Here is a 26,516-nt window from a genome sequence, read left to right as displayed (position 1 = left end):
GCGACAGCTAGGTTAGCTGTTGCTGTTGCACCTAATGTTAAGGCGACTAGCAATGTTTTCTTCATCCCATTCCTCCGTCCGAGAACTCTTTTTTATAAAGTATTATTATATGTCGATAATTTATTTTAATTGGTGATGACGCTTGGCTTAAAAAGCGCAAGCGCCATCGACATCAAAGAAAATTAAACTTTGATGGTTTCAGTGCCTTTAGCACCAGTGTTGTCAGCAATGTTTAGAGTAACTTCGTCACCTGAGTTGGCTTTAACCATAACCGCCATGTAAGGGTTGGCTGAAACCGCACCAGACCATTGTGACTCGATGGCTTTGGTGCCGTTAACCAAAACTTCCACCATATCGATGAATTCAGCAGGATATGGCTTACCGGTTTTTTTGTTCATACGAGCACCGGATTCCATTTTGTGCTTGATTAGCGCTTTAACCTCAGCTACGCCATTCTTAGACTTTCCACGCATTCTGATTTTAATTGACATGTTGTTTCCTTTAAATTGTGTTTGCAGTATTTAAAATTGAGTAACGATAGGGAGTGGGATTAGCCGCCACAACCACCGATGGTTACTTTCACTTCTTGTTCTGCTTTGTAAAGCTTTCCGCCGGCTTTAACGATGGCGATTACGTTCTGAGTCTCACCCATTTTGATACGAGTAGAAACGAAGCCCATGGCAGGGCCGGAGAAGTTGTATTCACACACCATTGGCATTGGGTTTTTGGAAGCCAGAATGGAAATGGATTCAACACCGGTCATCTTAGTCGCGTCAACTTTGATTGGCGTAACGGCACCGTTTTCAGCGATGGCAGGTGCACCCAATTGAATGTCACCGGAGCTGGCAGCAGAGGCTGTGCCGTAAACAGCGTTCAGGGCATCGTCAGTGGTTTTAGCTTCGAATGCTTTTTTGTTCCATGCGGCCAAAACCGTTGAAGGTGTAAGAAGGCCAGCGTTTACTGCAACAGCTGCTGCACCAGTTGCAAGGGTACCTTTAAGGAAAGATCTACGTTTCATAAGGTTTAAAACTCCCGGTTAAGGTTTAAAGAAAAGATTATAGAGTGTACATGAAATCGACAATTTTAGTGATTTCATCGTCAGTTAAAATTCCGTTTTGTCCGAACGGAGGCATCATGCTGTCTGGGATCTGGGTATCCGCTTTCCCCCAGATTTTGTCGTACAGCTTCTGCTTGTCAGGGTAACGCAGTTTCATGGCAATCAAAGCCGGACCGATGTTACCTGGTAGATTCCCTCCTGGAACCATGTGGCATGCAAGACAGTTCCCTTTCGAGCGACTGAATGACAATTCTTTACCTGCTTCAATGTTACTCGCGCCTTTGTCAGCAGCATGAGCGGCAATTGGTGCGGAGACCATTGCCGTTGAGATGGCTAAAGCAGTTAACAATTGCTTCATTTTCGTTTTCAACATTCTTATCCTCCTAAAAAAAGCTTGCGCTTTTCTAATATATTCTTCCCTAGAGTTGGGTAGTTATTGTTGAGCCGTGACAGCTCTTAGAAGCATAGGTTACTGATATGTACGAGATTCGCAAGTGTTTTGTGGGTTATCGTGGATAGTAATATTTAATGGTGTTTAAACTAATTTTTATAAGACTGTCGCTTTGGTTGTCTGGGGTTGTGATTGATTTGCTAATGAAATCAATTGCTTTCCTGTGCTTGAAGCCGTTCAATTTGGGCTTGCAGTCGTTCAATTTTGATTTTGATTTTCGCGTCGTCCTTGCGGTTGAGGTGTGGCTTGGCCTGTTTTAGCAGGTAGGTTGTTTTGTCTAGGTTGCCGATATTGTAGTTGGCGAGCGCCTCATAGTAGTAGCTGCGGCCAGTGCTGTTTTGATCGGCGTAGAGTTTGGCGAGCAGGGTGTAGAGCAGGTATTGGTAATGGAAGTGCGGGGTTTTTTGTGTCAGAAGTTGGATGGCTTTCTCAGGCTGATTGAAGGCCACCAAGGCTTGGGCGTGCCGGTAAGGAAGGCTCAAGTCTGTTGGGTAGATGGCTTCGAGATAGTCGTAATCTTTGAGTGCACTGATGTCGTTCAAAGCCGTTTTTACTTGGGCGAGCAGTATTCGATAGAGTCGTTCATTCGGGTGTTTTTGGATGGCGTTCTTGAGGCAGGTGCGATCCAGTTGTTCCGGTATCAGTGTGTGGCGGTGTAAGGCGTTGATGTTTTTTAAGTAACAGGCCTGGTCGGGTTCTAGGTTGTCGGTAACGAACTGACTGACGGTTGTGCGGGTAGTCACGCCGAGTCGCAACTGAATCAGTTTAAGGGGTGTATTGTCCGTGTTGTAGCGAGTGTTTTCTCGATTAAACTGTCGTGCGCGATCATCGGCTTTGGCTAACCGATCTTCGGTAACCGGGTGGGTGGAGAGCATTTCGGGAATGGAGCCTTCGTAGAGTTGGGCGGCTTTGGAGAGGCGCGCAAAGAAGTCTCCCATGGCATAGGGGTCATAGCCGGCTTGATTGAGGTATTCTATGCCGAAGTGGTCGGCTTCGTTTTCGTGAATTCGGGAGTTTTTAAGTTGTTGTTGGATGCTTAAGCTCATGCCGCCCATATAAGTGGCAATGCCGGCGCTTGGGTCTTGGGTGCCGACAAGCAGGGCGGCAATGAGAGAAGCAATGCTGGCGATGGTCAGGTCGCTCTGGTAGTGGTAGGAGCGTGAAATGTGTCGTTGGGTAACGTGCGCGACTTCGTGTGCGATGACGGACGCGAGTTCGTCTTCTGATTGCGCATTGGCGATGAGTCCTGTGTGCAAACCAATGATGCCATTAGGACCGGCAAAGGCGTTGATTTCGGGGTTGTCGATGACAAAAAAATTAAAGTAGCGGTTTTTACCGATTTGTGCGGTGATTTTTTCACCGATGCGGCGAACGTAGCTGAGGGTTTCCGGGTCGTAATCGAGGTCGTAATAGGTGTGCAGTGCTGTGGCGAAAGCGCGCCCTAGTTGGCTTTCGGTTTGGGCGTCATAGTCCTTCAAGTCGGGTGCGCCCAGGTCTGGCAGATTGTTAGCCGCCCATAAGGCGGGTGCCGTCAGCAGTGCGAGCAGTAGCGTCGCGAGTAAATGTTTATTCAACATAGCATCGTGCGTGTTTTGGTTTGAAGTATTTGGATTAAAAAGAGCATATGACAATTTTTTCATGGTTAGGGTGTCTGGCTATTGTAAGATAACTTTATGGAGATTGCACAAAGGGGTGCTGTTGAAGGAATCTCAAGCTGGGTCAATTAAAGCGGTTTGGGAGTTCCTTTGTTAAATTGTCCTTGAATTTGATGCGGCTTGAGTCGCGGGGGCTAGAATGGAAATTGGAGCGAAATGTTGATATGTCTTATAAAAAATTAACAAAAGCCGTGATTCCGGTGGCCGGTTTGGGAACGCGGTTCCTGCCGGCGACGAAGGCGATTCCGAAAGAAATGCTGACAGTGGTGGATAAGCCTTTAATACAGTATATTGTGCATGAAGCCGCTGAAGCGGGTATTACCGATATTATTTTGGTGACGCACTCCAGTAAAGGGGCGATTGAAAACCATTTTGATAAACATTACGAGCTGGAAAATGAGCTGACGGTGCGCGGCAAAGAAGAGCGAATGGTGCCTTTGCATGAAATTACCCCGCCAGGCGTCCGCATAGTGAGTGTTCGTCAGCCAGAGGCTTTGGGGTTAGGGCATGCCATCTTATGTGCGTCGCCGATTATTGCGGACAATGAGCCTTTTGCCGTACTTTTGCCGGATGTGTTGATGTATCACCCTAAGCGTGGATGCCTGGCGCAAATGGCGGAGCAGTATCGAAAAATGCACACCAGTATTGTCGCCTTGGAGACTGTGCCAAATGAGCAGGTCGAGAAGTATGGTATTGCCGCTGTCAAAGGCCCAGATTTGCGTATTATTGAGTTGATTGAAAAGCCGAAGCCTTCTGAAGCGCCGTCCAACTTGTCGGTGGTTGGGCGTTATATTTTTACGCCTAGGGTGATGGAGATTCTCAATACCACCAAGCCGGGTGCTGGTGGTGAAATTCAGTTGACCGATGCCATGGATGCGTTATTAAGTGAAGAAGTTATGTTTGGCTTTGAATTCAAAAATGGCAAAACTTACGACTGTGGCGATAAGCTTGGCTATTTGCGGGCGAATGTGGAATATGCCATCCGCGACCCAAAATTGGGGGCAGGCTTTAAGGAATATCTGAAGTCTTTGAATTTGAAATGAGTTTTTTAAGCCCGAATGTTTCTTTGTGCTGTTAAAGTTGGTGAAACTGTGTGAAATATTTGGGTTAGCCGTCAGTCGGCTTTAATCCGACTGGCGGCTAGAGTCTTTGCGCGATGATGAACTCGTGCAACCGTGTCTGAACGTTTATTTGAATAGAGGAAGAAAAGAGAATGGGTGTCGAAACATCAGCGGCGTGGCAGGCGCTTCAGCTTCATTGTGATTCTGGAATGGGGAGTGCCCATTTGTCGAGTTTGTTCAAGCAGCCGGATCGTGCGGCGCATTTTTCCATTGAGCTGGGTGAACTTTACATTGATTATTCCAAAAACCGGATTACAGAAGAGACGCTGTCGCTGCTGTTTGACTTGGCGGAACAACAAGGGCTGACTCAAGCCATAGAGCGTTTGCTGGTGGGGGAAGAGGTGAATGATACCGAGCAGCGACCAGCCTTGCACACCGCTTTGCGCGCACAGGGGCAAGATGTATCGGGGGTTGCGCAAGCGGTGCAGCCGGATGTGGAAGCGGTGCTGCAGAAAATGTCGTCAATGGTTGAAAAAATCCGCTCTGGGCATTGGCGCGGCTACAGCGGCAAGCCGATTACCGATGTGGTTAATATCGGTGTCGGCGGGTCTGATTTGGGGCCACTGATGATTACCCACAGCTTGCAAACGGTGGATTCGCCGATCAATTTGCATTTTATTTCTTCGATTGACGGCACTCAGACGTCAAACCTTCTACGAGGATTAAATCAGGAAACCACCTTGTTCATTCTGGCATCCAAGTCGTTTACCACAATCGATACCTTGTCGAATGCCGAAACCGCTAAGGACTGGTTGCGGGAGTGCATCAAAAGTGATGATGTGGTTCATGCGCAGCATTTTATTGGGGTGTCCACCAAGACAGATAAAATGACCGAATGGGGGATTCCGCCGGAAAATCAATTACTGTTTTGGGATTGGGTCGGTGGCCGTTATTCACTCTGGTCGTCGATTGGGTTTCCAATTGCTTTGAAAATAGGTATGACCGGGTTTCGAGAACTGTTGCATGGCGCTCATGTGATGGATTCTCATTTCGCCACGGCACCTTTGCGCGAAAATGTGCCTGTTTTATTGGGGTTGATTGATGTTTGGAATATCAATTTTTTAAATGTCCATGATAAAGCCATTTTGCCTTATGATGCCCGCTTGAAGTATTTGCCGTCCTATCTGGAGCAGTTGGTCATGGAGAGTAACGGCAAATCGGTGGCGCGCAGCGGGGAGGCCGTGGCTTACAAAACTTGTCCGGTTTTATGGGGAGAGGTCGGGCCAAATGCGCAGCATGCGTTTTATCAGTTACTGCACCAAGGCACACAAGCTGTGATGTGTGATTTTATTGCCCCAGTGGAACGCGATGACTTTGACATGAGCTCGCACTCTGAAAAAAATGAAAGTCTTCGCCATCAGCACGAATTGGCTCTGGCGAACTGTTTTGCCCAGTCGCGGGTATTGATGCTCGGTGACAGCGCCATTCCCGATGCGTTAAAATCAAGTTTTGATTCGCCGTTCAAACACTACCCAGGCAATCAACCTTCCAACACGATCCTGATTAAAAATATTTCGCCGAAAACATTGGGGATGCTGGTGGCCATGTATGAGCATAAAACCTATGTGGAGGGAGTGATTTGGGAAATCAATTCATTTGACCAGTGGGGGGTTGAACTGGGTAAACTGATTGCCAAGGAAACGTACAGCGCGATAAAAGACAAGCCTTTGGCCAATGAATTTGACAGTTCGACAAAAGCATTAATCGATAGGGTGGCAAAATGAGAGTAACGGTTTTCGGGTGTGAATTGAGTGGATTGGTGACGGCGGGTTCGTTGGCGCATACGGGGAACGAAGTGCTGGCGCTGCCAATCGGTGACTTGAAAGTGGAAGATTTGCGTCAAGGAATTTTACCGCGAGATGAACCTGGCTTGGATCAATTGATCATGGGGCAGCTGAAGGAAGGGCGTCTTCGCTTTTCCGATGATTGGCAAGCAGGCATTGAGCATGGTGAAGTCATTCTTTTAAGCATTCCTTCCTGGCGTACTGACCGAGCGGAACGGGTGATTTCAGAGATCGGCGCTCAGGCGGAGGGGGATGTGCTGGTGGTCAATCAAAGCACTTTTCCGATTGGCACGGCCGACCGTTTTGAGGCCACCATTAAGCTGGCCTTTGCCGAGCGTGGGCTGGTGGCGAAGGTGGCGGTGGTGTCGATGCCGGAGTTTATCAGTGAAGGTTCGGCGATTAACGATTTTTCCAAGCCTTCTCGCGTGATTCTTGGCAGTCATGATGAGTCGGCCATCGCCATTATGCGGGATCTGATGCGCCCGTTTAATCATGTAACCGATCAAGTCAAGGTCATGTCCACACGCGCTGCGGAGTATACAAAGTACGCGGTGAATGCCCTGTTGGCGACCCGGATCAGCTTGGTAAATGAGCTGGCGAATAATGCCGAGCATTTCAATATTGATATGGAAGAAGTTCGGCAAGGTTTGGGATCCGATACCCGTATCGGTTTCAGTTATTTGTTTCCAGGTTGTGGTTTTGGCGGGCCTAATTTTGCAGCGGATGTGCAGGCGTTGGTTGGCACTTTGCAGTCGAAAGGGTATGATGCGGACTTATTGAAAGCGGTGCTTCAGAATAATGAGGTGCAAAAAGAAGTGTTGTTTCGTAAAGCCTGGCGTTATTTCAAAAATGATTTGCGCGGTTTGAAAATCGGCATTTGGGGGTTGTCTTTTAAGCCCAATACGGCAACCGTAGATAATGCGCCCAGCGTGAAAACCATTGAGGCTTTGGTGGCTCAGGGGGCTGAGGTGGTGGCTTATGACCCGAAAGCCAATCCATCGTTTCAGGCTTACTGGGGGAATCGTAATAATGTGACCTTGGTGAATGACATGTATGAAGCGCTGGATGGCATAGATGCCTTAATGGTATTAACCGAATGGCGACGCTTCTGGAGCCCGGATTATCAGAAAATGTTTGAGATGATGAAACGCCCGGTGATTTTTGACGGCCGAAACATTTACGAGCATGATGTCATGGTGCAACACGGGTTTAAACATTTCGGTGTCGGACGCGGTGAAGTGATTTAACCCGAAAAATCTTTTATGACACAAGGGTTCTGCGCGATCCTGACGTAATCTTGTGATGTTTCCGGGCTGGGTTAAATCGCCAGGCCTGGCTAAAATGACCAGGCCTAGTTGAAAAAGGATCTGAGTGAGTGTGATCTTTTTCGGCGTTTGCCCCTCGCTTTTTGCGTATATCTAACAGAAACTGGATACTATGAAACCATTTGAAAAGGGTATTTACCTTCTGCCCAACCTAATGACGACCTCCGCACTTTTTGCGGGCTTTTACGCCGTGATAGCCGGTATGAACGGCGAATACGAACTGGGTGCGATTGCCATTTTTGTGGCGATGATTTTCGACGGTCTGGATGGTCGTGTCGCCCGTATGACAAACTCCTGCAGTGCGTTTGGGGCGGAATACGACAGTTTGGCGGATATGGTTTCATTTGGTTTGGCCCCTGCGCTGCTGCTGTATCAATGGATGCTGCACGACTTTGGCAAGCTGGGCTGGTTGATTGCTTTTATTTTTACCGTGGGGGCGGCTCTGAGGCTGGCGCGGTTTAACACCCAAGTCGGTATTGCTGACAAACGGTATTTTCAGGGGTTGCCGAGTCCGGCCGCGGCTGCGCTGTTAGCCGGATTTGTCTGGATGGTGGAAAGCAACCAGATCCGTACGGGATTTGAAGCCTATTTGGCGCTGTTTCTGACCTTGTTGGTCGGTTTGATGATGGTCAGTAATATTCGATTCAGTTCCTTTAAAGAGCTGAATTTAAGAGATAAAGTGCCTTTTGTGACGTTGCTGGTGGTGGTGTTGATCTTTGTGGTCATTACGCTGAAACCGGCCATGATGCTATTTGGCATTTTTCTGGCGTACACTTTATCGGGACCGGTTTTGACTTTAAGGCAGTTGCAGGTCAAGCGAGCCTCACGTCGCCGCGCTAAAGCGCACGGCAAGGCGGAGTCGGTTCCGGTGTCAGTGAACACTTCGCCTGAGGATGTCGCCGAGAACGATATGATTGAGAAACCGGCTGAGACATCTGATAACACAAACGAAATCAATCGAAAATGAATCGACCTTTGAGTATAAAGGTTACGAGTTAGATAAGAAGAGTAGAAGCCTGATATGAAAGACGAGTTGGTCATATTTGATACCACCCTGCGTGATGGTGAACAAAGTCCCGGCGCATCCATGACAAAAGAAGAAAAAATTCGCATTGCCAAGCAATTGGAAAAACTGCGGGTCAATGTGATCGAAGCCGGTTTCCCGGCGGCTTCCCAAGGTGATTTTGAAGCCGTAAAGGCCGTGGCATTGGCTGTCAAGGATTCAACGGTTTGTGGCTTGGCGCGAGCGGTTGAGAACGATATTGTACGCGCGGGAGAGGCGATTGCACCGGCTCACTCAGGACGCATCCACACTTTCATCGCCACTTCGCCGATTCACATGGAAAAAAAGCTGAAGATGTCGCCGGATGAGGTGGTGGAAAGAGCGGTCTGGGCGGTGAAGCGGGCGCGCGATTTTACCGATAATGTTGAGTTTTCGCCGGAAGACGCCGGGCGTTCCGATACCGATTTTCTCTGCCGTGTCATTGAGGCGGTCATTGACGCGGGGGCGACGACGATTAATATTCCCGATACGGTCGGTTACAACATTCCGGAACAGTTTGGTGATTTGTTTCATCAGTTGTTAACGCGCATTCCCAATTCCGATAAAGCCATTTTTTCAGCGCATTGTCATAATGATTTGGGGTTGGCGGTGGCAAATTCACTGGCGGCCGTTAAGGCCGGTGCGCGTCAGGTGGAGTGCACCATTAATGGCCTCGGCGAGCGGGCGGGTAACACGGCGTTAGAAGAGGTGGTGATGGCCGTGCGCACGCGTCAGGATATGTTTGATGTCGATACGCGCATTGAAACCACGGAGATTTTAGCGGCCTCACGCTTGGTGGCGGGCATTACCGGTTTTGCGGTGCAGCCGAATAAAGCCATAGTGGGTGCGAATGCGTTTTCCCATGAATCGGGAATCCATCAGGACGGGGTGCTGAAGCATCGAGAAACTTATGAGATTATGCGTGCCGAGGATGTGGGTTGGAGCACCAATAAAATGGTGTTGGGCAAACACTCCGGTCGCAGTGCCTTCCGGACACGTCTGAAAGAACTCGGCATTGAGTTTGAAACCGAGCAGGAACTCAACGACGCCTTCATTAGTTTTAAAGACTTAGCGGATCGTAAGCATGAAATTTACGATGAAGACTTGCAAGCGCTGGTCACGGATAACAATACGCGTCGGGTCGAAAACGAGACCTATCGCCTTGTGGCTTTAAAAGTCAGCACACAAACAGGGGATTCGCCAACGGCTGAATTGACTCTGTGGATAGATGGTGTTGAGAAGACGGCTTTCTCCGAGGGTGGCGGCGTTGTGGACGCTACCTTCAAAGCGATTGAGAAGCTGGTGCATTCCGGTGCCAGCCTGGAGTTGTACTCGGTCAGCAATGTCACCAATGGCACCGATTCTTTGGGTGAAACCACGGTGCGCATGGAAAAAGCGGGGCGTATTGTAAACGGTCAGGGAGCTGACACCGACATTGTCACCGCTTCCGCTAAGGCCTACATCAATGCATTGAATAAATTGCAGGACGTGGTGAATAAGCCCCATCCGCAAGCGGATCTTTAAGCGTCGGTTGTGCCAATATGACAACTTCTTTTATAAATGCATTGGGCTTGACGGTTTGGCAAGCGAAACCAAATTTTGCCTCTAATCATTTGGTGGATGAGACCCTAAGGCCAAAAGCGAGTCAGCTTGCTTCAACCCATGTGGAAGAGGCATTAAAAATGCCTGAAAAGTCGGCCGTGCCTTCGGCTATGCAATCAACGAATGAGCCATTGGTCGTGTCGCCGAGTGATGAGGGGGTGTCTATGTCGTCTTCAAGCGCGTCTTTTGTGTTGGTCGGTTCGGGGTTGCAGTCCATCTGGCAGCAAAGCGGTTCCGTGCAGTGGCGCTTGCTGGTCAATATTGTGACGGCTTTGGGTCTTCCGATCGAGTCGCTGCGGGTATTTGATCCGACTCAGATCACAACGGAGGCGGACGTGCAAGATTGCATTGATGTGGTGATTGATCTGGGGGTTGAAAGGGTGTTTGCTTTTGAAGAAAACTCGCTTTTGATTGCGTCTTTAGAAGAAGGCGTGCAGGTGGTTTTTCTCCCCAGTTTGCATGAAATGACGCAACGACCCGAGGCCAAGCAAGAAGCCTTTGAAGTGTTGTCGAGCGTTTTGGCGGCTTGATTCAGGTTCAATCAGAAATCCATATTCGGGTTATCGAATCGTTATGAACGACGCCTTCAGTTTTTTTCGCCCCATGACGGAAGCCGATTTAGATTGGGTGATGGCGACCGAGTTGTTGGCTTACGATTTTCCGTGGTCGCGTTCAGGTTTCGAGAAGGCGCTGGACGATGGTTTAAGTTATGTGTTTTGCAATTCGCAGCAGCGGCTTTTGGGGTATGCGTTTTTTCTGACGGTGCTGGATGAGGTGCATTTGCTGAACTTTTGCGTCCATCCGCGTTTTCATCGTCAAGGCATTGGCCGATGCGCTCTAGCGTCTCTAATGCAGTATTTTACCTTAACCGATTACACGCGTATGTTGCTGGAGGTGCGTGAGTCGAATCCGGCGATTGCGCTTTATCAGGCGTTGGGCTTTCAGTGTGATGGGGTTCGGCGAGACTACTACCGAGCACAGGCCTTTGAAAACGGTGATTGGGTGGAGGCGCGTGAAGATGCGATTCTAATGTCCTGCGCGCTCGATGGTTGAGGGGATCCAAAATCAAAGGGTTGAATTGTCATTGATTTAGCCTATTCGCCAGGCCTGGTCGAATGCCGCAATAAGGTTTGCCGGCCATGGTTTTAACCACCGCCGACAGGTTGAGCTGGCTGGTCAATGCTGAGGCTAATTTCGAAATGCTTCTGGGATGGTTTGACCGATAATCTTGGCCATTTCTTTGAGCATTTTGCCGTTGGCCGCGATCAGATTCCCAGACGTTAGATAATCGTTGCCGCCCTTGAAATCGGTGACCAGTCCACCGGCTTCCATGACAATCAATGACCCAGCGGCAATGTCCCAGGGTTTCAAACGCATTTCCCAGTAGCCATCTACGCGACCACAGGCCACATAGGCTAAGTCGAGCGCCGCAGAGCCGGGGCGTCGAATCCCCGCTGTGCTGAGCATGAATTGCTTTAGACTGTCCAGATACGCATCCACGTATTCAAAATCGCAAAATGGGATTCCGGTCGCCATCAGCGCATTCTCCAGCGTTTTTTGTTCACTGACGCGAATGCGGTAATTGTTTAAACGAGCGCCTGCACCGCGGCTGGCAGAAAAGAGTTCGTCACGAAGCGGGTCGTAAACGACGCCGTGCATTAGGCGACCTTTTTCCGTTACCGCAATGGAGACGGCAAATTGCGGAAACTGATGCAGAAAGTTGGTGGTGCCGTCCAGCGGATCGATGATCCATTCAAAATCCGAGTCGGTCTGGTGATGTCCGCTTTCTTCAGCTTTAATGCTGTGATCTGGGTGGTATTTGCGGATGGTGTCGATAATGATGCGTTCGGCATGCTTGTCCACATCGCTGACGTAATCGTTGCGTCCTTTTTCCTGAATATTGAGCCGGTCGATGTGCTGCAATTGATTTGTGATAAATTCCCCCGCCTCTTTTGCGGCCAAGGTAGCAATATTTAAAATAGGGTGCATAGTTTTTTTTCCAGTTGTTAGAATAAACGGTTACTCGAAGATAGGCGCATTATAGCGGAAAAAACATGATAGAAGATTACAGAAAACACCCCAGTTTGGCGAGGGTTAAAGTGGTGCTGGTGGAAACCTCGCATCCCGGAAATATCGGGGCGGTGGCGCGCGCCATGAAAAACATGGGACTCAGTCGTTTGGTGTTAGTGAATCCAAGGGAATATCCCAGTCATGTGGCGTCGGTTCGCGCTTCCGGTGCCGCGGATGTGTTGGGTGAGGCTGAAGTGGTGACCCATCTGGATGAGGCGCTGTCGGACTGTCAACTGGTGGTCGGTTCCAGCGCTCGTATGCGAAAAGTGTCTTGGCCGCAACTGGATGTGCGTCAGACAGCGAGCCTGGCAATGGAAACAACCTTGGGCGATGAACATGCTCAAGTGGCGATCGTTTTCGGGCGCGAAGATTCCGGTTTGAGCAATGCGGAGCTTGATAAGTGTCACTATTTGGCACACATTCCGACCAATCCCGTTTACAGCTCTTTGAATATTGCGGCGGCTGTGCAGGTGTTTGCGTATGAGTTGTTGATGGCAACGGATATTCAAAGCGTGCATCACGCGGAAGGCTATCGTCATCAATTAGCCAGTGCGCAACAGCTGGAGGGGTTTTACGACCACCTCTATCAGGCGCTGCAGGATATTGCGTTTTTGGATCCGGCGAAAAATGCCCGTTTTATGCGGCGAATGCGACGTCTGTTCAATCGCAGTCACTTAGATGTCAAAGAAATTGATATTTTGAGAGGCGTGCTGACAGCTTCGCAACGTCAGGCACGCCAACTCAACGAATTGACTCAGTCACAAAAATGACAATTTGGGGGAAGTGGCATGTTTAAGCGAATGAAGGAAGATGTTCGTTCGGTGTTTGCGCGCGATCCCGCCGCGCGGAACAGTTTTGAAGTCTTGACCACCTACCCAGGTGTGCACGCGGTTTTGTGGTACCGTCTGGCGCACTGGCTTTGGGGGTTAGGGCTTAAATGGTTGGCGCGGTTTATTTCAGGTTTGGCGCGTTGGTTGACTGGCATTGAAATTCATCCAGCGGCGAAAATTGGTCGTCGATTTTTTATTGATCACGGTATGGGCGTGGTCATTGGTGAAACGGCCGAAATCGGCGACGATTGTACTTTGTATCATGGTGTGACCCTTGGCGGTACCAGTTGGAATGAAGGTAAGCGTCACCCCACGCTGGGCAATCGTGTGGTGGTTGGTGCGGGTGCCAAGGTGTTGGGGCCGATCGAAATCGGTGACGATGCCCGAATCGGTTCGAACGCGGTGGTGATTAAGTCGGTACCGGACAATCGAACGGTGGTGGGGATTCCCGGACGAATTGTGGAAACAAATTTGACGGAAAAGGAAAAACGGCGGCAAAAGATGGCCGAGAAAATCGGTTTTGATGCCTATGGGGTTGGACAGAATGTAGAGGACCCAGTCGAAAAAGCCATTTACAGTTTGCTGGATCACGTGCAGAGCCAAGATGAGCAGTTAGAGCGCCTGAATCAACAGATTCTTAAATTAGGGGGGGCTGATACGCATGTCGATTTGCCGAGTCTGGAGGATGCGGTTTTGGAGCCGGATGATCCGGAGCAGCGAGCGCATGTAAAACCGCATGAAGCGGGCGAATCGTCCAAATAGAACCTTGAATAAATGCTTGAAATTGGACTAATTCTTGAGTTGTTCGCTAGGTTATTGTAGAATGTTACAATTGATTAACAATTGAGTGGCGGCTTCATTCGCATTTGAGCGAAGAAAGGTTGGCCACCAAGCATTTGCAGAAGGGTTGACAGTTATGAAACTCACGTCAAAAGGACGATATGCAGTAACCGCCATGCTGGATATCGCCTTGAATCAGTCCAAAGGTCCGATTACCTTGGCGATGATTTCCGAGCGACAGGATATTTCGCTTTCCTATTTGGAGCAAATTTTCGCCAAACTGAAAAAAGCGGACTTGGTTTTGAGTGCAAGAGGGCCGGGCGGCGGTTACCGCTTGAGTCGTGATGCGGGTGAAATCACCGTCAGTCAGGTGATTTCCGCTGTGAATGAGGATTTGGAACCGAGACGCTGCCGTGGGCAATCGAATTGTCAGAACGGCATGCAATGCTTGTCGCACGAGCTTTGGGCGGATTTAAGTGATATGATTCAAGGTTTCCTCAGTGGCGTGACGTTGCAGCAAATTATCGACGGGCGTTCCGTCGCGAAAGAAGTGCAATTAGCGTAAGCGGAAATGGAGTAATTATGGCAGTGACATTGACAGAAGCGGCTGCACAACGCGTTAAAACCATGTTGGATAAACGCGGGCACGGCATTGGCTTGAAGGTTTCGACCAAAGTCAGCGGGTGCACCGGGTTTGCTTATGTGGTGGATTATGCGGACGAAATTACCGAAGGCGACAATGTTTATGAAAGCTTTGGGGTTCAGGTTGTGGTGCCGAAAAAAAGTTTGGAACAAATTGACGGAATGGAGTTGGATTACGTCAAGGAAAGTCTCCTGAACGAAGGGTTTGAATTTAATAACCCGAACGTGAAAGATTCTTGCGGTTGCGGAGAATCGTTCAGCGTTTGAATAACGTCTTTCGACAACATCAGAAAAGGCCTCGGAATCCCGGGGCTTTTTTTTCGATAAAGGGCTTTTTCGCTGATTTTAAAAACCTTTTTTCTGCAATGTTTTTATGAGATTGTTAAAATAAGCTAATTCTAAAATATTGGGTAGTGACTGACATGCTGGAAAGGACGTTTTCGATTATTAAACCGGATGCGGTGAAGCGTAATTTGATTGGTGCAATTTTAAGTCGTTTGGAACAAAATGGCTTGAAAGTGGTGGCGTCGAAAATGGTATTCCTGACACGCGGAGAAGCGGAAGGGTTTTACGCCGAGCATGAAGGCAAGCCTTTCTATGAAACGCTGGTCAACAATATGACGGCCGGGCCGATTATTGTGCAAGTGCTGGAAGGCGAAGACGCCATCGCGAAAAATCGCCAGGTGATGGGGACGACGGATCCGGAAAAAGCGGACGCCGGCACCATCCGTAAAGAGTTTGCTGTGTCGATGCAGCAAAACTCGGTACACGGTTCCGATTCGCCGGAAAGTGCGGCGCGTGAAATCAGTTACTTCTTCAGCGAAATTGAAATTTTTTCAGGCAATTGATAGGCCGATTATGACTCAAACGGATTTGCAAGCAACGGAACAGGTCGATCATAAAACCGACTTGCTGGGCATGGATATGGCAGGCCTGGCGGAATTCTTCACTCAGATTGGGGAGAAGCCGTTTCGTGCTGCACAGGTGATGAAATGGATTCATCAGTTCGGTGTCAGTGATTTCGATGAGATGACCAACCTCAGCAAAGCCTTGCGTGAAAAACTGAAACAAAAAGCCGTGATCCGTACCCCGAAAATCGTTTCCGAGCAACGCTCGGAGGATGGCACGATCAAGTGGTTGCTTGAGGTGGACAACCACAACAGTGTGGAAACCGTATTCATCCCGGAAAAAACACGCGGTACCTTGTGTATTTCATCTCAGGTCGGCTGTGCGTTGGAATGCAGCTTTTGTTCCACCGGTCAGCAAGGCTTTAACCGCAACCTGGAAAACTGGGAAATCATTGCGCAAATGTGGGTCGCCAATAAAGCATTGGGGTGTAAACCGAAAGAAGAACGGGTGATTTCCAATGTGGTGTTTATGGGCATGGGTGAGCCATTGTTAAACGTTACCCATACGTTTCCGGCGGCACGGATTTTGATGGATGATAATGCTTATGGTTTGTCCAAGCGGCGAGTGACTATCAGTACAGCCGGTGTTGTTCCGGCGATTGATAAGATTAAATCGTCCGTGGACGTCAGTTTGGCGATTTCGCTTCATGCGCCAAATAACGCTTTGCGTGATGAGTTGGTGCCCATTAATCAGAAATATCCGTTGGAAGTGCTGATGCCCGCGTTACACCGCTTTGTGGACGGTGGGCACAGTAAAAAACATGTGACGGTCGAGTATGTGATGTTGGATCAGGTGAATGATCGTCCAGAGCACGCTGATGAGTTGATTGCCCTGCTGAAAGGGCTGCCTTGTAAAGTCAATCTGATTCCGTTTAACCCTTTCCCCAAGGCACCTTATAAGCGTTCATCTAATAATGCGGTGCATCGTTTTCAGGCGCAATTGATGCAAGCGGGTGTCAACTGTACAGTGCGTCGCACACGCGGGGATGATATCGACGCGGCTTGCGGTCAATTGGCCGGTAAGGTGAAAGATCGCACCAAGCGCACATTGCAAACCGTTAATTTGGATAGACTGCATGGCTAGTTCAAAAACAGAGCATAAAGAAGTCACCGGTGTCAACGTCTCGATTGAGTTGGGTGAAAAATTGAAGACCGCGCGCGAGGCACAAAATTTGTCCATTGAGCGGGTGGCGGAACAATTGAAAATTTCGCCGCGACATCTGTATTTTTTTGAGAGTGGTGATTTTGAACTGAGTCAGCTGGATCCGTTCCAGCGTGGTTATATTCGCAACTACGCTGACCGAATGGCGGTGTCTCTTGCCGAATATGAGTCCTTGTTTCCCGAAGCCATGCAGGTCGGATCCCGTCTGCAAACCGTGGATGATGAAGAACACATTAGTAAGCCGATGTTGTCAATTGCCACCCTCAGAATCATCAGTATTTTGCTGATTATCGTCATTATTGTGGCGCTCATTGCCCTTAATCTATAGATTCCAATCCACTTAGAGTACTGATTTTTTATGTCAAAACAAATTACGGCTATTCGCGGCATGAACGATGTTTTTGGCGAACAGGCGCAAGCGTTTGATTACTTGGTTGATTCGGCGCAGTCGGTGCTGAGACAGTATGGCTTTTCGCCGATTCGTCTTCCGATTGTCGAAAAAACCGAACTGTTTGCCCGCTCCATTGGCGAAGTGACCGACATTGTTGAAAAAGAAATGTACACGTTTGACGACCGTAATGGCGACAGTCTGACGTTGCGTCCGGAAGGTACGGCTGGGTGCGTGCGTGCGGTGATCGAAAATGGTCTCGCGCACAACCAGGTGCAGAAGTTGTATTATACCGGTCCAATGTTTCGCTATGAGCGCCCGCAAAAAGGGCGTTATCGGCAGTTTCATCAGTTGGGGGTGGAAGTATTTGGCTTGGATTCCGTGGATGCGGACGCCGAGTTGATTGTATTAACGGCACGCCTCTGGGAGCAACTGGGATTAGAGAATCTGGAACTGCAAATAAACTCACTTGGCAGTCAGTCTGCTCGTCAAGCTTACCGTGACTTACTGGTTGAGTATTTGGAAACGCGTCAGTCGGATTTGGACGAGGACAGTTTACGGCGCTTGGAAACCAATCCGTTACGAATTCTGGATACCAAAAACCCTGAAATGAAAGAGGTTGTGGCCAAGGCACCCAAGTTGATCGACCATTTGGACGAAGACTCCAAACAGCATTACCAGGCCTTAAAGGCTTATCTCGACGATGTGGGCATTGCCTATGTCGAAAATCCGAATCTGGTTCGTGGCTTGGATTATTACAATCGTACCGTCTTTGAGTGGGTCACCACCGAACTGGGTGCACAAGGCACGGTTTGTGCCGGTGGGCGTTATGATGGTCTGGTGGAGCAGATCGGCGGCAAGCCAACGCCGGCCGTGGGCTTTGCAATGGGGATTGAGCGTCTGATGGCATTGCTGATGGATCATCAATTGGTGGTGCCGGCATCGCAACCGGATGTGTATATCGTTTTGGCAGGGGAGTCGGCGAAACGCCCAGGCCTGGTTATTTCAGAACAAATTCGCGATCAATTGCCGCATCTGACGGTGTGGATGCATTGCGGTGGCGGCAGTTTCAAAAGTCAGTTCAAGAAAGCGGATAAATCCGGAGCAGCGATTGCGCTGGTGTTGGGCGAGGATGAAGTCGCACAGCAAAAAGTGGCCGTTAAGTATTTGCGTGAAAACCGCGATCAAATGCTCTTGGATTGGTCGGAAGTGTCGCATCATTTGGCGGAATTTTCAAATCCGTAATGTTTTAAATCCGGCGTTCTTAAATCAATGAATTTTCGGGTTAGGTAAAAAATTTAAACTAATTTCAAATTAAGGTAGAAGGTTATGAGTCGTTACGATGCAGAGGATGAACAGGTCGCGGCCCTGAAAAACTGGTGGAATAAGCATGGCACGCAGTTATTGTCAGGGCTTCTGGTAGTGGTGGTTGCCTGGACGGGCTGGACTTATTGGAGCAATGCCAAACTGGCGGAGGCCATGAATGCTTCGGCGGTGTTTGAGGTTATGCAAGTTAAGCAGCAACAGAATGGACTGGGAGATGTGTTGCGGGACGGTCTGAAATTAATGGACGAGCAGCCTGAGAGTCCCTATGCTTCCGGAGTGGCCTTGATGATTGCCAAACACTACCTTGCAGAGGGAGAGAAGGATAAAGCGGTTGAAAACTTAAATTGGGTGGTCACTCATGCGCCGGACCAAGCCTTGCAGTTTGTGGCGCAGTTGCGTTTGGTGCAGTTATACATCGGCACTCAAGAACTGCAAGCCGCGCAAACGACCTTGAACACGGTGAACAGAGAGTCGCTGAGCCAAGCCGAAAAAGCGCAGTATGATTATCAGTTGGCCGAACTGTCGTTGGTGCAAGATGAAAAAGCCGCAGCCCGAGCCGCGTTTCAAAAGGTTCTTGATAACCCACAGGCGCCGGAAGGCTTGATGAATCTGGCGCGCTTGAAACTGGATGATTTAACTGTTTAAGCCCATTATGGAAGACAAGATCGTCGTGATAAAAAAAGGGTTAATGATTGGGGTCGCTTGTGCTCTGCTGGCAGGGTTGTCGGCCTGCTCATCGCCTAAGGTGGTCAGAGTGGCGGCTCCTTTGATGGAAATGTCGTCGCCGTATCAGGCGCACAAAGACTGGCAGCTTCAGGTGGACGCCTTTAATTATTCTGACAGTGAAGGCTTGTACTTTGGTCGGGATGGGGATGCGGTGTATTTTGGTGTGCCTTCGGGGACGATTACCAAAGCGCTGATTCAACCGCAGGGAAGTTGGACCGATCAGGTGGTGTGGCAGAAAAAGCTGTCGGAAGCGGTGGTTTCAGGTCCGAGCTTTTATAACAACACCTTGATCGTCGGAACCGCCAAAGGCCATTTGATGGCTTTGTCTCAGTCGGATGGTTCCATTGTTTGGCAAACCCCTATGTCGAGTGAGGTGCTCAGTCGAGCGGTGATCGAAGACGGAATGATTTTTGTACGCACCGTAGATGGCAAGCTCTATTCGGTCAATGCCGAAACCGGTGAGGTTAATTGGGTGGTGGAACACCCATTGCCCAATTTGTCGCTGCGTGGCATTGCGCCCGTCACCTATGATGACGGCACTCTTTATGTTGGTTGGGAGAGTGGCAAAGTTGAGGCCTTGGATGCCTTGACCGGTGAGCAGCGCTGGCAGGTGGCGGTGGTGATTCCCCGAGGGCGAACAGACCTAGAGAGAATGGTGGATATTCAGGCGGCCTTGATTATGCGTGGCGGACGGCTGTTTGTATTGGGCTATCACGGCAAGCTGGTGGCGCTGAATCCCGATAACGGTAATCTGTATTGGGCGAAAGAAATTTCGGGTTTTCGAGACTTTCTAATCGATCCGCAGGCACTGTATGTTGTCGATGACGATGATATTGTGTATGCGATTGACTATGTCAATGGTACGCCGCTTTGGAAGCAGGAAGGGTTCAAATACCGCCAGCTGGCCGACCCGATCTTTTACGGTGAGCACCAGCTTTTACTGGCGGATGACTTAGGCTACATTCACTGGGTGGACAAGTTGGATGGTACCGCCGTCGCGCGGGTAAAACTCGGCAGTGACTACGGCACCAGCGAACGCATTGTACGTGTGGATGCGGTGGGCGAGCGTATTTTTGTTCAAGACACAGATGGGTTTAACACGGCTTATACCATCCAACCCTCCGACTGGTATCGTTTTAATCGCCCGCAGGATCCATTGGGTATTATGACCCAGGCCACCGAGCCAAAGCACACAAAGGACACGCCGTGAGTAAAACGGTTATCGCGTTAGTAGGACGCCCCAATGTCGGTAAATCGACCTTATTCAATCGCCTTACGCGCTCAAGAGACGCCATAGTGGCGGATTACCCAGGCCTGACCCGTGATCGTCAGTATGGCACTGGGCGACTGGGCTCCAAACCCTATATTGTTGTGGATACGGGGGGCTTGAGTGGCGAGCAGGAAGGGGTGGATCCGCTCATGGCTGGACAGGTAAAAACCGCCATTTCCGAAGCGGATGCGGTATTGTTTTTGGTGGACGGTCGCGCCGGTTTGATTCCGGCGGATGAGGCCATTGCGCGTTACCTTCGCCAATTCAATAAACCGGTCTATCTGCTGGTGAACAAAGCGGAAGGGCGTGATTACGCGGTGATCAGCAGTGATTTTTACCAGATGGGGTTGGGCCATCCATTTGTCATTTCCTCTGCCCATGGTGACAATGTGGCCGAGATGATGGAGTCGGTGTTAGCGGATCTCGATTGTGATGACGATGCGGACTCCGAGCTGGAACTGGATGCCCACCCGGGGATTCGAGTGGCGGTGATCGGGCGGCCGAATGTCGGCAAATCCACCTTGATCAACCGGATGATGGGTGAAGATCGGGTTGTGGCATTTGATTTGCCCGGCACCACCCGAGACAGCATTTATGTGCCGTTTGAACGTGCCGGTCAGTTATTCACGCTCATTGATACGGCGGGGGTGAGACGCCGCAAAAACATCAAAGAAAAAATTGAAAAATTCAGCATCGTCAAAGCCATTGAAGCGATGGAGTCCAGTCATGTAGTGGTGCTGGTCGTGGACGGTTCCGAAGGCATCACCGATCAGGATTTGACCTTGCTGGGACTGGCGCTGGAATCTGGGCGTGGTTTGGTGATTGCGATCAATAAATGGGATAACCTGTCTCAAGAACAGCGGGATAAGATCAAACACGAACTGGACTATAAGTTGCATTTTGTCGATTATGCCAAAAAGCACTTGATCTCCGCGCTGCACGGCACAGGGGTCGGAGATTTGTTCAAAACGGTCACTGCGGTTTATCAGGCGGCGATGAAGCAGGTGTCCACATCCGATCTCAACCGGGTTCTCGAGCAAGCGGTGCTGGATCATCAGCCGCCGTTGATCGGAGGGCGCCGTGTCAAGCTGCGCTATGCGCATCTAGGTGGCTTGAACCCGCCACGCGTTATCGTTCATGGTACTCAGGTCGATAAGTTACCACAGGCCTACAGCAAGTATTTAATGAATGTGTTTCGCAAAGCGTTTAAGTGGATCGGAACGCCGGTCATGATCGAGTATCGTGTGACGGCCAACCCCTATGAAAACCGCAAATCCAACTTTACTTACCGGCGCGGAAAATCGGAAACGCAAGCTGAGAATGCCTTCCTAAAGCGAAAAAAGAAGAAAAAACCCACGCAAAAACGTCGAACCAGCGGTTAACAAACCGTTGGTTGAGGCGGTTTGCGATTCCGGCATTATTGTCGCCCTCTTCGCTTCTCTTACGTAGTTTTTTACGCGCAGCTTACTGGCAAACGGAACGATAAAAGACTTCGGCTGGGTGTAAGGCGTGTTTTTCGGCGAAATCTTCTAGCTGATGACGACAACTGGTGCCAGTGGCAATGACCCAGTCTTCGTCCTGAGATGTTTCTAAGGCCGGCAACAGCGTTTGCTGGGCGATCTTGAGCGAGACATCGTAATTTTTATAGCCGAATTCGCCTGACATGCCGCAACAACCGGAGTTGATGTATTGAATCTGTAGCTCTGGAATCAGCTTCAGCGCTTTTACCGCTTCCTGAGCTTGGGCGAGGGATTTTTGGTGGCAGTGTACGTGCAACCAGGCCGTTTTAGCCAGCGGCTTGAGTTCTAAATCCATCTGAGCATGCAACTTCAGCATCAGTTCTTCAAATAACAAAACCGAGGAAAATGCCCAGGCCTGGTGGTTTTCTGTAATCAAGTCTTTAGCTTCATCGCGCCACACTAATGTGTCCGACGGTTCAATGCCGACGATGTAGTCGGCTTCGGTGACGTCTTTGAGTTGCCGTTGAATCTCGCTCAGTGCCTGTTTGGCTTCTTTGAGCAAGCCTTGACTGAGCAGCGCACGTGGCGATGATTTTAAAAACACCGGTTTGACATCAAAGCCCAGTGCTTGCAGCGTTTGGATGGAGGCCTGACCGATTTTGGGTTCCTGATACTGAATGTATAAATCCGCCAGCACCCAAATGGTGTGATGGGCGTGATGAGGGTTTTTTGCGGTTTCAGGGGCGGTTTTAGAATGCTGCTTCCACCAAGCGTTCAGTGACTGCTTCTCCAGCTTGGGCAGCGTTCGACGACTGTCCACGCCCATCACTTTTTTCACCAGAGAAAGGTTCTGTGCCCAATTGTAAATGCTCGGAAAAATTGCGCCCAGACGCATGAGTTCACCGTAGAATTTAATCGACAGCTTGCTCAGGGAAAAACGATTGATCTGATACAGCACTTCCGATTTCAATCGTGCCATATCGACGCTGGCCGGACATTCGGTTTTACACGCCTTGCAGCCCAGGCACAGAGACAGAGCGTCCTGTAATTCAGCCTGATTCAGGGCATTAATCGGATTGGGTTCCGTCAAAGCATGGCGTAATAAATTACTGCGTCCGCGCGTGGAGTAATTTTCTTCGCGCGTGGCTTGATAAGATGGACACATGGTGCCGTTGCCCGCCGATTTACGACAGGCACCGGCGCCGTTACATTTTTCCACGGCATCCATCAACGACAGATCCTTTGACCAGTCGTAGCCGGGGGTGAGTAATTCGATTGGCTGGCGATCCGCACGTAGATGGGTGGTAATGGGAGCGTCGCCGATAATAACGCCGGGATTGAAAAGAGTGTGCGGGTCAAAAGCGCGTTTGAGTTGAACCAAATGTGCATAGACCGCTTCCCCGACCTGTTGTTGGATAAAGGGGGCGCGAATGCGACCATCACCATGCTCACCGGAAATGGCTCCACGGTATTTCTTCACCAGTAGTGCGCTGCGTTCCGCGACGGTTTGAAAAAGGTGGCGGCCTGTTTCCGTGGCAAGATCCATTTCGGGGCGAACGTGAATCAAACCGACCGAAGCGTGTCCATAATACACACAACCGATGCCAAGCTCCGCCATTAGGGCTTGGGTGTCCTGATAAAAGTCGGGCAGGTCTTTGACCGGCACGGCGGCATCTTCAATGACCGCCACCGCTTTTTGACGGGTGGGTTTGCCCATTAATAACCCCAGGCCAGCTTTGCGCAGGTTCCAGACTTTTCCGCTGTCCTGTGGTTCGATAATCGGGCAAGCATAAGCGCCTTGCGCCAGCATCCAGGCCTGGCCGCTTTTTAGGCGTGCTTGTAAGCGGTCGGCGTCTTCATCAAACAATTCCACCACAAGCACGGCTTCGGGGTCATCTTTGACCCAAAAACGATTGTGGGTTTGTTCGACATTGTTTTTGGTGCCGTCCAAAGTCGCCTTGTCGATGATTTCGATGGCGGCGGGATGGTAGGCCAGGTAGTCGGGAACGGCTTTCATGGCGGTTAACACTGAGTCAAAGTGGGCGCAGAACAATTGGCGATGCTTGGGTAAATCGACCAGATTCAGTGTGGCTTGGGTAATCACCCCCAGCGTGCCTTCACTGCCGCAAATCAGTGGGGTGAGGTTGAATGGTTTGCCGTTTGGATTAAAGGGCTGGTGTTGGGTGTAGAGCACATCCAGCGCATAGCCGGTGGTGCGGCGGATAATTGACGGATCGGGGAAGTGTTCGACGATTTCCTGACCGTGTTTTTCCAAAAGCGCAATGACCGTGCGGTAGATGTCGCCTTCCAAGGTTTGCAGCTTGAGTTTTTTGTGCAGTTGTTCGGCATTGAGCGGTTCGAAACGAACCTCCGAGCCATCGGCAAGTATCATGTTCACCGCTTTGACGTGATCGCGGGTGGTGCCGTAGTAAACCGAGTAGGAACCGCAGGAGTTGTTGCCGATCATGCCGCCAATCATGGCGCGATTCGACGTTGACGTATCCGGCGCAAATCGTAAACCATCCGGCTTGACGAAATCGTTGAGGTCGTCCTGAATCACGCCTGGCTGAACATCAATTTCTCGGCATTCAGGCCGGTAGTCCAGAATTTGGGTAAGGTGTTTGGAGATATCAACCAGTAAGCCAGAACCGATAGCCTGTCCGCCTAAAGAGGTGCCGCCGGCGCGAAGGGTAATGGGTTGGTTTTTTTGCAAGGCCGTTTGGATGCGTTGACGCAGGTCGTCCTCATCCGTTGGATATACGAATTCTTGAGGGAAAATTTCAAAAACGGAAGCATCGGTTGAAATCATGGTATGGCCTTGAAACTTGGATCAAAAAATCAAAAAAAGGTCATCCATTTTAAAAGATTTTGCTTGATAATGCAGGATTTTGTTGCGAGACCGTCAAGCAAAAGATGGCGTCGCCCACACCAATATTCAGTGTGGCGACGCCCAGCGGTTAGCCGTAAATGGCGCGGGTGCGAATCGTGCCGTCAATGGCTTTGAGTTCTTTTAACCCTGTTTCACGGTCTTTGGAGTCTAAATCAATGACCACATAGCCAATGTCCGCATTGGTTTGCAGATACTGCGCGGCAATGTTGATTTGGTGCTGGCCGAAGGCCTTGTTAATCTGGGTCATAATGCCCGGCTGGTTTTTATGGATATGCAGCAGGCGACTGCGGTTTTTGTGTTCCGGCAAGGAGACTTCCGGAAAATTCTTAGCGGATAAAGTGGTGCCAGTGTCGGAGTAACGAACCAGTTTGGTGGCCACTTCCTGTCCGATATTTTCTTGGGCTTCTTCCGTGCTGCCACCGATATGCGGCGTTAGAATCACATTGTCCAGTCCGCGCAGCGGCGAAACAAACTCTTCCTGATTGGATTTGGGTTCTTGCGGGAAAACGTCAATGGCGGCACCCGCCAAATGCCCAGACTGAATGGCCTTAGCCAAGGCATCGATTGCCACAACCGTGCCTCGAGCGGCATTGATGAAGATTGCCCCTTTTTTCATTTTGGCAAACTCGGCCTCACCCATCATGTTTTTGGTGTCGTCTGTTTCCGGAACGTGTAGAGAAATCACATCGGACATCTTCAGCAGGTCGTCCATGGACTTCACTTGACGGGCATTGCTGAGGGGGAGCTTGGTTTCGATGTCGTAAAAACGTACCTGCATACCAATGCTTTCCGCCATGATGCTTAATTGCGTGCCGATATGACCGTAACCGATAATGCCAAGTGTTTTTCCGCGCACTTCAACGGAACCTGCGGCAGACTTGTCCCACTCGCCACGATGCACTTTGGCGTTTTTGGCGGGGATGTCGCGCATCAAGAGTAACATTTCGCCGAGCACCAGTTCCGCCACCGAGCGGGTGTTTGAAAAAGGCGCGTTGAACACCGGAATGCCCTTGAGCATGGCGGCGTGCAAATCCACTTGGTTGGTGCCGATGCAGAAGCAACCGATGCCGACGAGTTTTTTGGCTTCTTTGAGAACGTCAGCGGTCAAATTGGTGCGTGAGCGAATGCCGATAAAGTGCACATCTTTGATTTTGCTTTTCAATTCATCCTCAGAGAGTGACCCTTTGTGGTATTCGATATTGTGGTAGCCGTTTTCGTTGAATATGTCCGTGGCGGTTTGATGGGGGCCTTCTAACAGTAGAATTTTGATTTTATCTTTGGAAAGAGATTTTGCTTTGGTGCTCATTGCATTCAACGCCTTTGAATTCAAAAATCAGATTATAAAAGATTTGCGCTAAAAATTGAGATGGAATGTTTCCTAAATTTGCGCTTAGTGCAGAGGCTTATGGCGAACGGCTTGGAGGATGCTTGTGCCGTAGCGGGCGGCTTGCCGCAAAGCGGCGGCAAGGCCTGTGAAATTTGAGCGTTACTTAGGTGTTTGCGCGGCGTAGTAGTTGGCCAACTCTTTGATTTCCGCATCACTGAGGTTTTTAGCAAAAGGTTGCATGGTGGCATCTTTGCGAAAACCATCGCGGAAGTCTTTAAGTGACTTTTCAATATAGGCGGCGTGTTGCCCCGCCAGTTTTGGGAAGTTCGGCACAACGCTGTTGCCGTCGGCACCGTGACAGCCGACACAGGTCTTCGCTTTGGCCGGCATGTCGACGGCAAAGGTCAGTGGGCTTAACAGGGCGGCGGCTGTAAAAGTGATGGTTGTTAACAGTTTCATGGTTTTACTCGCTTTTTAATAATGAGTTTACGCTGGATATTAAAGACCATTGAGCGTGTCAGGTCAAGATGCAGGATTTGGGCGCAAAGAAAAAAAGCCGCAGATGCGGCTTTTGTAAGATTCTTATATGGCCAGCGCCATGTAAAAATTACAGCGTTTGCACGTAAGCGGCGATGTTGTTGATGTCCGCGTCAGACAAACCAGAAGCCATAGGCGCCATCATCGAAGTCATTGGACCAAC

Annotated in this window: 26 protein-coding genes; 18 read left to right on the top strand and 8 right to left on the bottom strand. The window is 49.8% G+C overall.

The window, feature by feature from the left end; genetic code table 11:
- Positions 1-182: 182 nt before the first annotated feature.
- The 4 genes from soxZ to ACP5D0_RS03525 form a co-directional block, all read right to left on the bottom strand.
- Positions 183-491: a thiosulfate oxidation carrier complex protein SoxZ gene (soxZ, locus tag ACP5D0_RS03540; RefSeq protein WP_472364199.1), complete on the bottom strand. Its 309-nt coding sequence runs from the start codon at positions 489-491 to the stop codon at positions 183-185.
- Between the two features lie 59 nt (positions 492-550).
- The gene (gene soxY / locus ACP5D0_RS03535) at positions 551-1,018 is read right to left on the bottom strand and encodes a thiosulfate oxidation carrier protein SoxY (protein WP_472364198.1); all 468 of its coding nucleotides are present in this window, start codon (positions 1,016-1,018) and stop codon (positions 551-553) included.
- Between the two features lie 37 nt (positions 1,019-1,055).
- A complete protein-coding gene (gene soxX / locus ACP5D0_RS03530; protein WP_472364197.1) occupies positions 1,056-1,430 on the bottom strand; it encodes a sulfur oxidation c-type cytochrome SoxX in 375 nt (124 codons plus the stop codon).
- A gap of 227 nt (positions 1,431-1,657) precedes the next feature.
- Positions 1,658-3,085, bottom strand: a complete 1,428-nt coding sequence (locus ACP5D0_RS03525; protein ID WP_472364196.1) for a beta-barrel assembly-enhancing protease — start codon at positions 3,083-3,085, stop codon at positions 1,658-1,660.
- A 242-nt stretch (positions 3,086-3,327) separates the two neighbouring features.
- Here ACP5D0_RS03525 and galU point away from each other — a divergent pair, with 242 nt between their 5' ends.
- From galU to rimI, 7 genes are all read left to right on the top strand, one after another.
- Positions 3,328-4,206, top strand: a complete 879-nt coding sequence (gene galU, locus ACP5D0_RS03520; protein WP_472364195.1) for a UTP--glucose-1-phosphate uridylyltransferase GalU — start codon at positions 3,328-3,330, stop codon at positions 4,204-4,206.
- Positions 4,207-4,376: 170 nt separating this feature from the next.
- Positions 4,377-6,008, top strand: coding sequence for a glucose-6-phosphate isomerase (pgi, locus tag ACP5D0_RS03515; RefSeq protein WP_472364194.1), 1,632 nt, complete (start codon positions 4,377-4,379; stop codon positions 6,006-6,008).
- Positions 6,005-7,315: a UDP-glucose dehydrogenase family protein gene (locus tag ACP5D0_RS03510; RefSeq protein ID WP_472364193.1), complete on the top strand. Its 1,311-nt coding sequence runs from the start codon at positions 6,005-6,007 to the stop codon at positions 7,313-7,315. Before pgi ends, ACP5D0_RS03510 begins: the two co-directional genes overlap by 4 nt.
- A 190-nt stretch (positions 7,316-7,505) precedes the next feature.
- Positions 7,506-8,360, top strand: a complete 855-nt coding sequence (pssA, locus tag ACP5D0_RS03505) for a CDP-diacylglycerol--serine O-phosphatidyltransferase (RefSeq protein WP_472364192.1) — start codon at positions 7,506-7,508, stop codon at positions 8,358-8,360.
- 54 nt (positions 8,361-8,414) lie between these two features.
- The gene (locus tag ACP5D0_RS03500) at positions 8,415-9,959 is read left to right on the top strand and encodes a 2-isopropylmalate synthase (protein ID WP_472364191.1); all 1,545 of its coding nucleotides are present in this window, start codon (positions 8,415-8,417) and stop codon (positions 9,957-9,959) included.
- A 158-nt stretch (positions 9,960-10,117) separates the two neighbouring features.
- Complete coding sequence (locus tag ACP5D0_RS03495; RefSeq protein WP_472364190.1) at positions 10,118-10,567, top strand: hypothetical protein; 450 nt, start codon at positions 10,118-10,120, stop codon at positions 10,565-10,567.
- A gap of 43 nt (positions 10,568-10,610) precedes the next feature.
- A complete protein-coding gene (gene rimI / locus ACP5D0_RS03490; RefSeq protein ID WP_472364189.1) occupies positions 10,611-11,090 on the top strand; it encodes a ribosomal protein S18-alanine N-acetyltransferase in 480 nt (159 codons plus the stop codon).
- A 135-nt stretch (positions 11,091-11,225) separates the two neighbouring features.
- Here the strand turns inward: rimI and ACP5D0_RS03485 are convergent, their stop codons facing one another.
- Positions 11,226-12,026, bottom strand: a complete 801-nt coding sequence (locus tag ACP5D0_RS03485) for an inositol monophosphatase family protein (protein ID WP_472364188.1) — start codon at positions 12,024-12,026, stop codon at positions 11,226-11,228.
- A 65-nt stretch (positions 12,027-12,091) separates the two neighbouring features.
- On the opposite strand from ACP5D0_RS03485, the gene ACP5D0_RS03480 reads away from it, so the two are divergent.
- The 11 genes from ACP5D0_RS03480 (at position 12,092) to der (ending at position 21,521) form a co-directional block, all read left to right on the top strand.
- Positions 12,092-12,877, top strand: coding sequence for an RNA methyltransferase (locus ACP5D0_RS03480; protein WP_472364187.1), 786 nt, complete (start codon positions 12,092-12,094; stop codon positions 12,875-12,877).
- A gap of 18 nt (positions 12,878-12,895) precedes the next feature.
- The gene (gene cysE / locus ACP5D0_RS03475) at positions 12,896-13,699 is read left to right on the top strand and encodes a serine O-acetyltransferase (protein ID WP_472364186.1); all 804 of its coding nucleotides are present in this window, start codon (positions 12,896-12,898) and stop codon (positions 13,697-13,699) included.
- A gap of 154 nt (positions 13,700-13,853) precedes the next feature.
- Positions 13,854-14,282, top strand: coding sequence for an Rrf2 family transcriptional regulator (locus ACP5D0_RS03470; protein WP_127120015.1), 429 nt, complete (start codon positions 13,854-13,856; stop codon positions 14,280-14,282).
- Between the two features lie 17 nt (positions 14,283-14,299).
- Positions 14,300-14,626 carry a HesB/IscA family protein gene (locus ACP5D0_RS03465; protein WP_127120014.1) on the top strand — a complete coding sequence of 109 codons (327 nt, stop codon included), beginning with the start codon at positions 14,300-14,302 and terminating at the stop codon, positions 14,624-14,626.
- A gap of 155 nt (positions 14,627-14,781) precedes the next feature.
- Positions 14,782-15,207, top strand: a complete 426-nt coding sequence (ndk, locus tag ACP5D0_RS03460) for a nucleoside-diphosphate kinase (protein WP_472364185.1) — start codon at positions 14,782-14,784, stop codon at positions 15,205-15,207.
- 10 nt (positions 15,208-15,217) lie between these two features.
- Positions 15,218-16,351 carry a dual-specificity RNA methyltransferase RlmN gene (rlmN, locus tag ACP5D0_RS03455; RefSeq protein WP_472364184.1) on the top strand — a complete coding sequence of 378 codons (1,134 nt, stop codon included), beginning with the start codon at positions 15,218-15,220 and terminating at the stop codon, positions 16,349-16,351.
- Positions 16,344-16,757: a helix-turn-helix domain-containing protein gene (locus ACP5D0_RS03450; RefSeq protein ID WP_472364183.1), complete on the top strand. Its 414-nt coding sequence runs from the start codon at positions 16,344-16,346 to the stop codon at positions 16,755-16,757. The genes rlmN and ACP5D0_RS03450 overlap by 8 nt, the downstream gene beginning before the upstream one ends.
- Positions 16,758-16,787: 30 nt before the next feature.
- Positions 16,788-18,062 (top strand): histidine--tRNA ligase, encoded by a 1,275-nt coding sequence (gene hisS, locus ACP5D0_RS03445; RefSeq protein ID WP_472364182.1) that lies wholly within the window; start codon positions 16,788-16,790, stop codon positions 18,060-18,062.
- An 84-nt stretch (positions 18,063-18,146) separates the two neighbouring features.
- Positions 18,147-18,788: a YfgM family protein gene (locus ACP5D0_RS03440; RefSeq protein ID WP_472364181.1), complete on the top strand. Its 642-nt coding sequence runs from the start codon at positions 18,147-18,149 to the stop codon at positions 18,786-18,788.
- Positions 18,789-18,831: 43 nt separating this feature from the next.
- Entirely contained in the window at positions 18,832-20,079 is a 1,248-nt protein-coding gene (gene bamB / locus ACP5D0_RS03435; protein ID WP_472364180.1) for an outer membrane protein assembly factor BamB, read from the top strand.
- Positions 20,076-21,521, top strand: a complete 1,446-nt coding sequence (der, locus tag ACP5D0_RS03430; RefSeq protein ID WP_472364179.1) for a ribosome biogenesis GTPase Der — start codon at positions 20,076-20,078, stop codon at positions 21,519-21,521. Before bamB ends, der begins: the two co-directional genes overlap by 4 nt.
- Positions 21,522-21,603: 82 nt before the next feature.
- Here the strand turns inward: der and ACP5D0_RS03425 are convergent, their stop codons facing one another.
- From ACP5D0_RS03425 to ACP5D0_RS03415, 3 genes are all read right to left on the bottom strand, one after another.
- Entirely contained in the window at positions 21,604-24,408 is a 2,805-nt protein-coding gene (locus tag ACP5D0_RS03425; protein WP_472364178.1) for an FAD-binding and (Fe-S)-binding domain-containing protein, read from the bottom strand.
- A 148-nt stretch (positions 24,409-24,556) separates the two neighbouring features.
- Positions 24,557-25,795 carry a phosphoglycerate dehydrogenase gene (serA, locus tag ACP5D0_RS03420; protein WP_472364177.1) on the bottom strand — a complete coding sequence of 413 codons (1,239 nt, stop codon included), beginning with the start codon at positions 25,793-25,795 and terminating at the stop codon, positions 24,557-24,559.
- A gap of 180 nt (positions 25,796-25,975) precedes the next feature.
- Positions 25,976-26,275 carry a c-type cytochrome gene (locus tag ACP5D0_RS03415; RefSeq protein ID WP_472364176.1) on the bottom strand — a complete coding sequence of 100 codons (300 nt, stop codon included), beginning with the start codon at positions 26,273-26,275 and terminating at the stop codon, positions 25,976-25,978.
- Positions 26,276-26,516 lie beyond the last annotated feature (241 nt).

Source organism: Hydrogenovibrio sp. (assembly GCF_049975065.1).
Classification (GTDB): Bacteria; Pseudomonadota; Gammaproteobacteria; order Thiomicrospirales; family Thiomicrospiraceae; genus Hydrogenovibrio.
The sequence above is the reverse complement of the archived record's forward strand: the minus strand, read 5'-3'. Positions and strand labels throughout refer to the sequence as shown.

Coding starts and splice junctions, on each gene's coding strand:
- soxZ (WP_472364199.1), bottom strand. CDS start 491: ATGTCAATTAAAATCAGAATGCGTGGAAAGTCTAAGAATGGCGTAGCT.
- soxY (WP_472364198.1), bottom strand. CDS start 1,018: ATGAAACGTAGATCTTTCCTTAAAGGTACCCTTGCAACTGGTGCAGCA.
- soxX (WP_472364197.1), bottom strand. CDS start 1,430: ATGTTGAAAACGAAAATGAAGCAATTGTTAACTGCTTTAGCCATCTCA.
- ACP5D0_RS03525 (WP_472364196.1), bottom strand. CDS start 3,085: ATGTTGAATAAACATTTACTCGCGACGCTACTGCTCGCACTGCTGACG.
- galU (WP_472364195.1), top strand. CDS start 3,328: ATGTCTTATAAAAAATTAACAAAAGCCGTGATTCCGGTGGCCGGTTTG.
- pgi (WP_472364194.1), top strand. CDS start 4,377: ATGGGTGTCGAAACATCAGCGGCGTGGCAGGCGCTTCAGCTTCATTGT.
- ACP5D0_RS03510 (WP_472364193.1), top strand. CDS start 6,005: ATGAGAGTAACGGTTTTCGGGTGTGAATTGAGTGGATTGGTGACGGCG.
- pssA (WP_472364192.1), top strand. CDS start 7,506: ATGAAACCATTTGAAAAGGGTATTTACCTTCTGCCCAACCTAATGACG.
- ACP5D0_RS03500 (WP_472364191.1), top strand. CDS start 8,415: ATGAAAGACGAGTTGGTCATATTTGATACCACCCTGCGTGATGGTGAA.
- ACP5D0_RS03495 (WP_472364190.1), top strand. CDS start 10,118: ATGCCTGAAAAGTCGGCCGTGCCTTCGGCTATGCAATCAACGAATGAG.
- rimI (WP_472364189.1), top strand. CDS start 10,611: ATGAACGACGCCTTCAGTTTTTTTCGCCCCATGACGGAAGCCGATTTA.
- ACP5D0_RS03485 (WP_472364188.1), bottom strand. CDS start 12,026: ATGCACCCTATTTTAAATATTGCTACCTTGGCCGCAAAAGAGGCGGGG.
- ACP5D0_RS03480 (WP_472364187.1), top strand. CDS start 12,092: ATGATAGAAGATTACAGAAAACACCCCAGTTTGGCGAGGGTTAAAGTG.
- cysE (WP_472364186.1), top strand. CDS start 12,896: ATGTTTAAGCGAATGAAGGAAGATGTTCGTTCGGTGTTTGCGCGCGAT.
- ACP5D0_RS03470 (WP_127120015.1), top strand. CDS start 13,854: ATGAAACTCACGTCAAAAGGACGATATGCAGTAACCGCCATGCTGGAT.
- ACP5D0_RS03465 (WP_127120014.1), top strand. CDS start 14,300: ATGGCAGTGACATTGACAGAAGCGGCTGCACAACGCGTTAAAACCATG.
- ndk (WP_472364185.1), top strand. CDS start 14,782: ATGCTGGAAAGGACGTTTTCGATTATTAAACCGGATGCGGTGAAGCGT.
- rlmN (WP_472364184.1), top strand. CDS start 15,218: ATGACTCAAACGGATTTGCAAGCAACGGAACAGGTCGATCATAAAACC.
- ACP5D0_RS03450 (WP_472364183.1), top strand. CDS start 16,344: ATGGCTAGTTCAAAAACAGAGCATAAAGAAGTCACCGGTGTCAACGTC.
- hisS (WP_472364182.1), top strand. CDS start 16,788: ATGTCAAAACAAATTACGGCTATTCGCGGCATGAACGATGTTTTTGGC.
- ACP5D0_RS03440 (WP_472364181.1), top strand. CDS start 18,147: ATGAGTCGTTACGATGCAGAGGATGAACAGGTCGCGGCCCTGAAAAAC.
- bamB (WP_472364180.1), top strand. CDS start 18,832: ATGATTGGGGTCGCTTGTGCTCTGCTGGCAGGGTTGTCGGCCTGCTCA.
- ACP5D0_RS03425 (WP_472364178.1), bottom strand. CDS start 24,408: ATGATTTCAACCGATGCTTCCGTTTTTGAAATTTTCCCTCAAGAATTC.
- serA (WP_472364177.1), bottom strand. CDS start 25,795: ATGAGCACCAAAGCAAAATCTCTTTCCAAAGATAAAATCAAAATTCTA.
- ACP5D0_RS03415 (WP_472364176.1), bottom strand. CDS start 26,275: ATGAAACTGTTAACAACCATCACTTTTACAGCCGCCGCCCTGTTAAGC.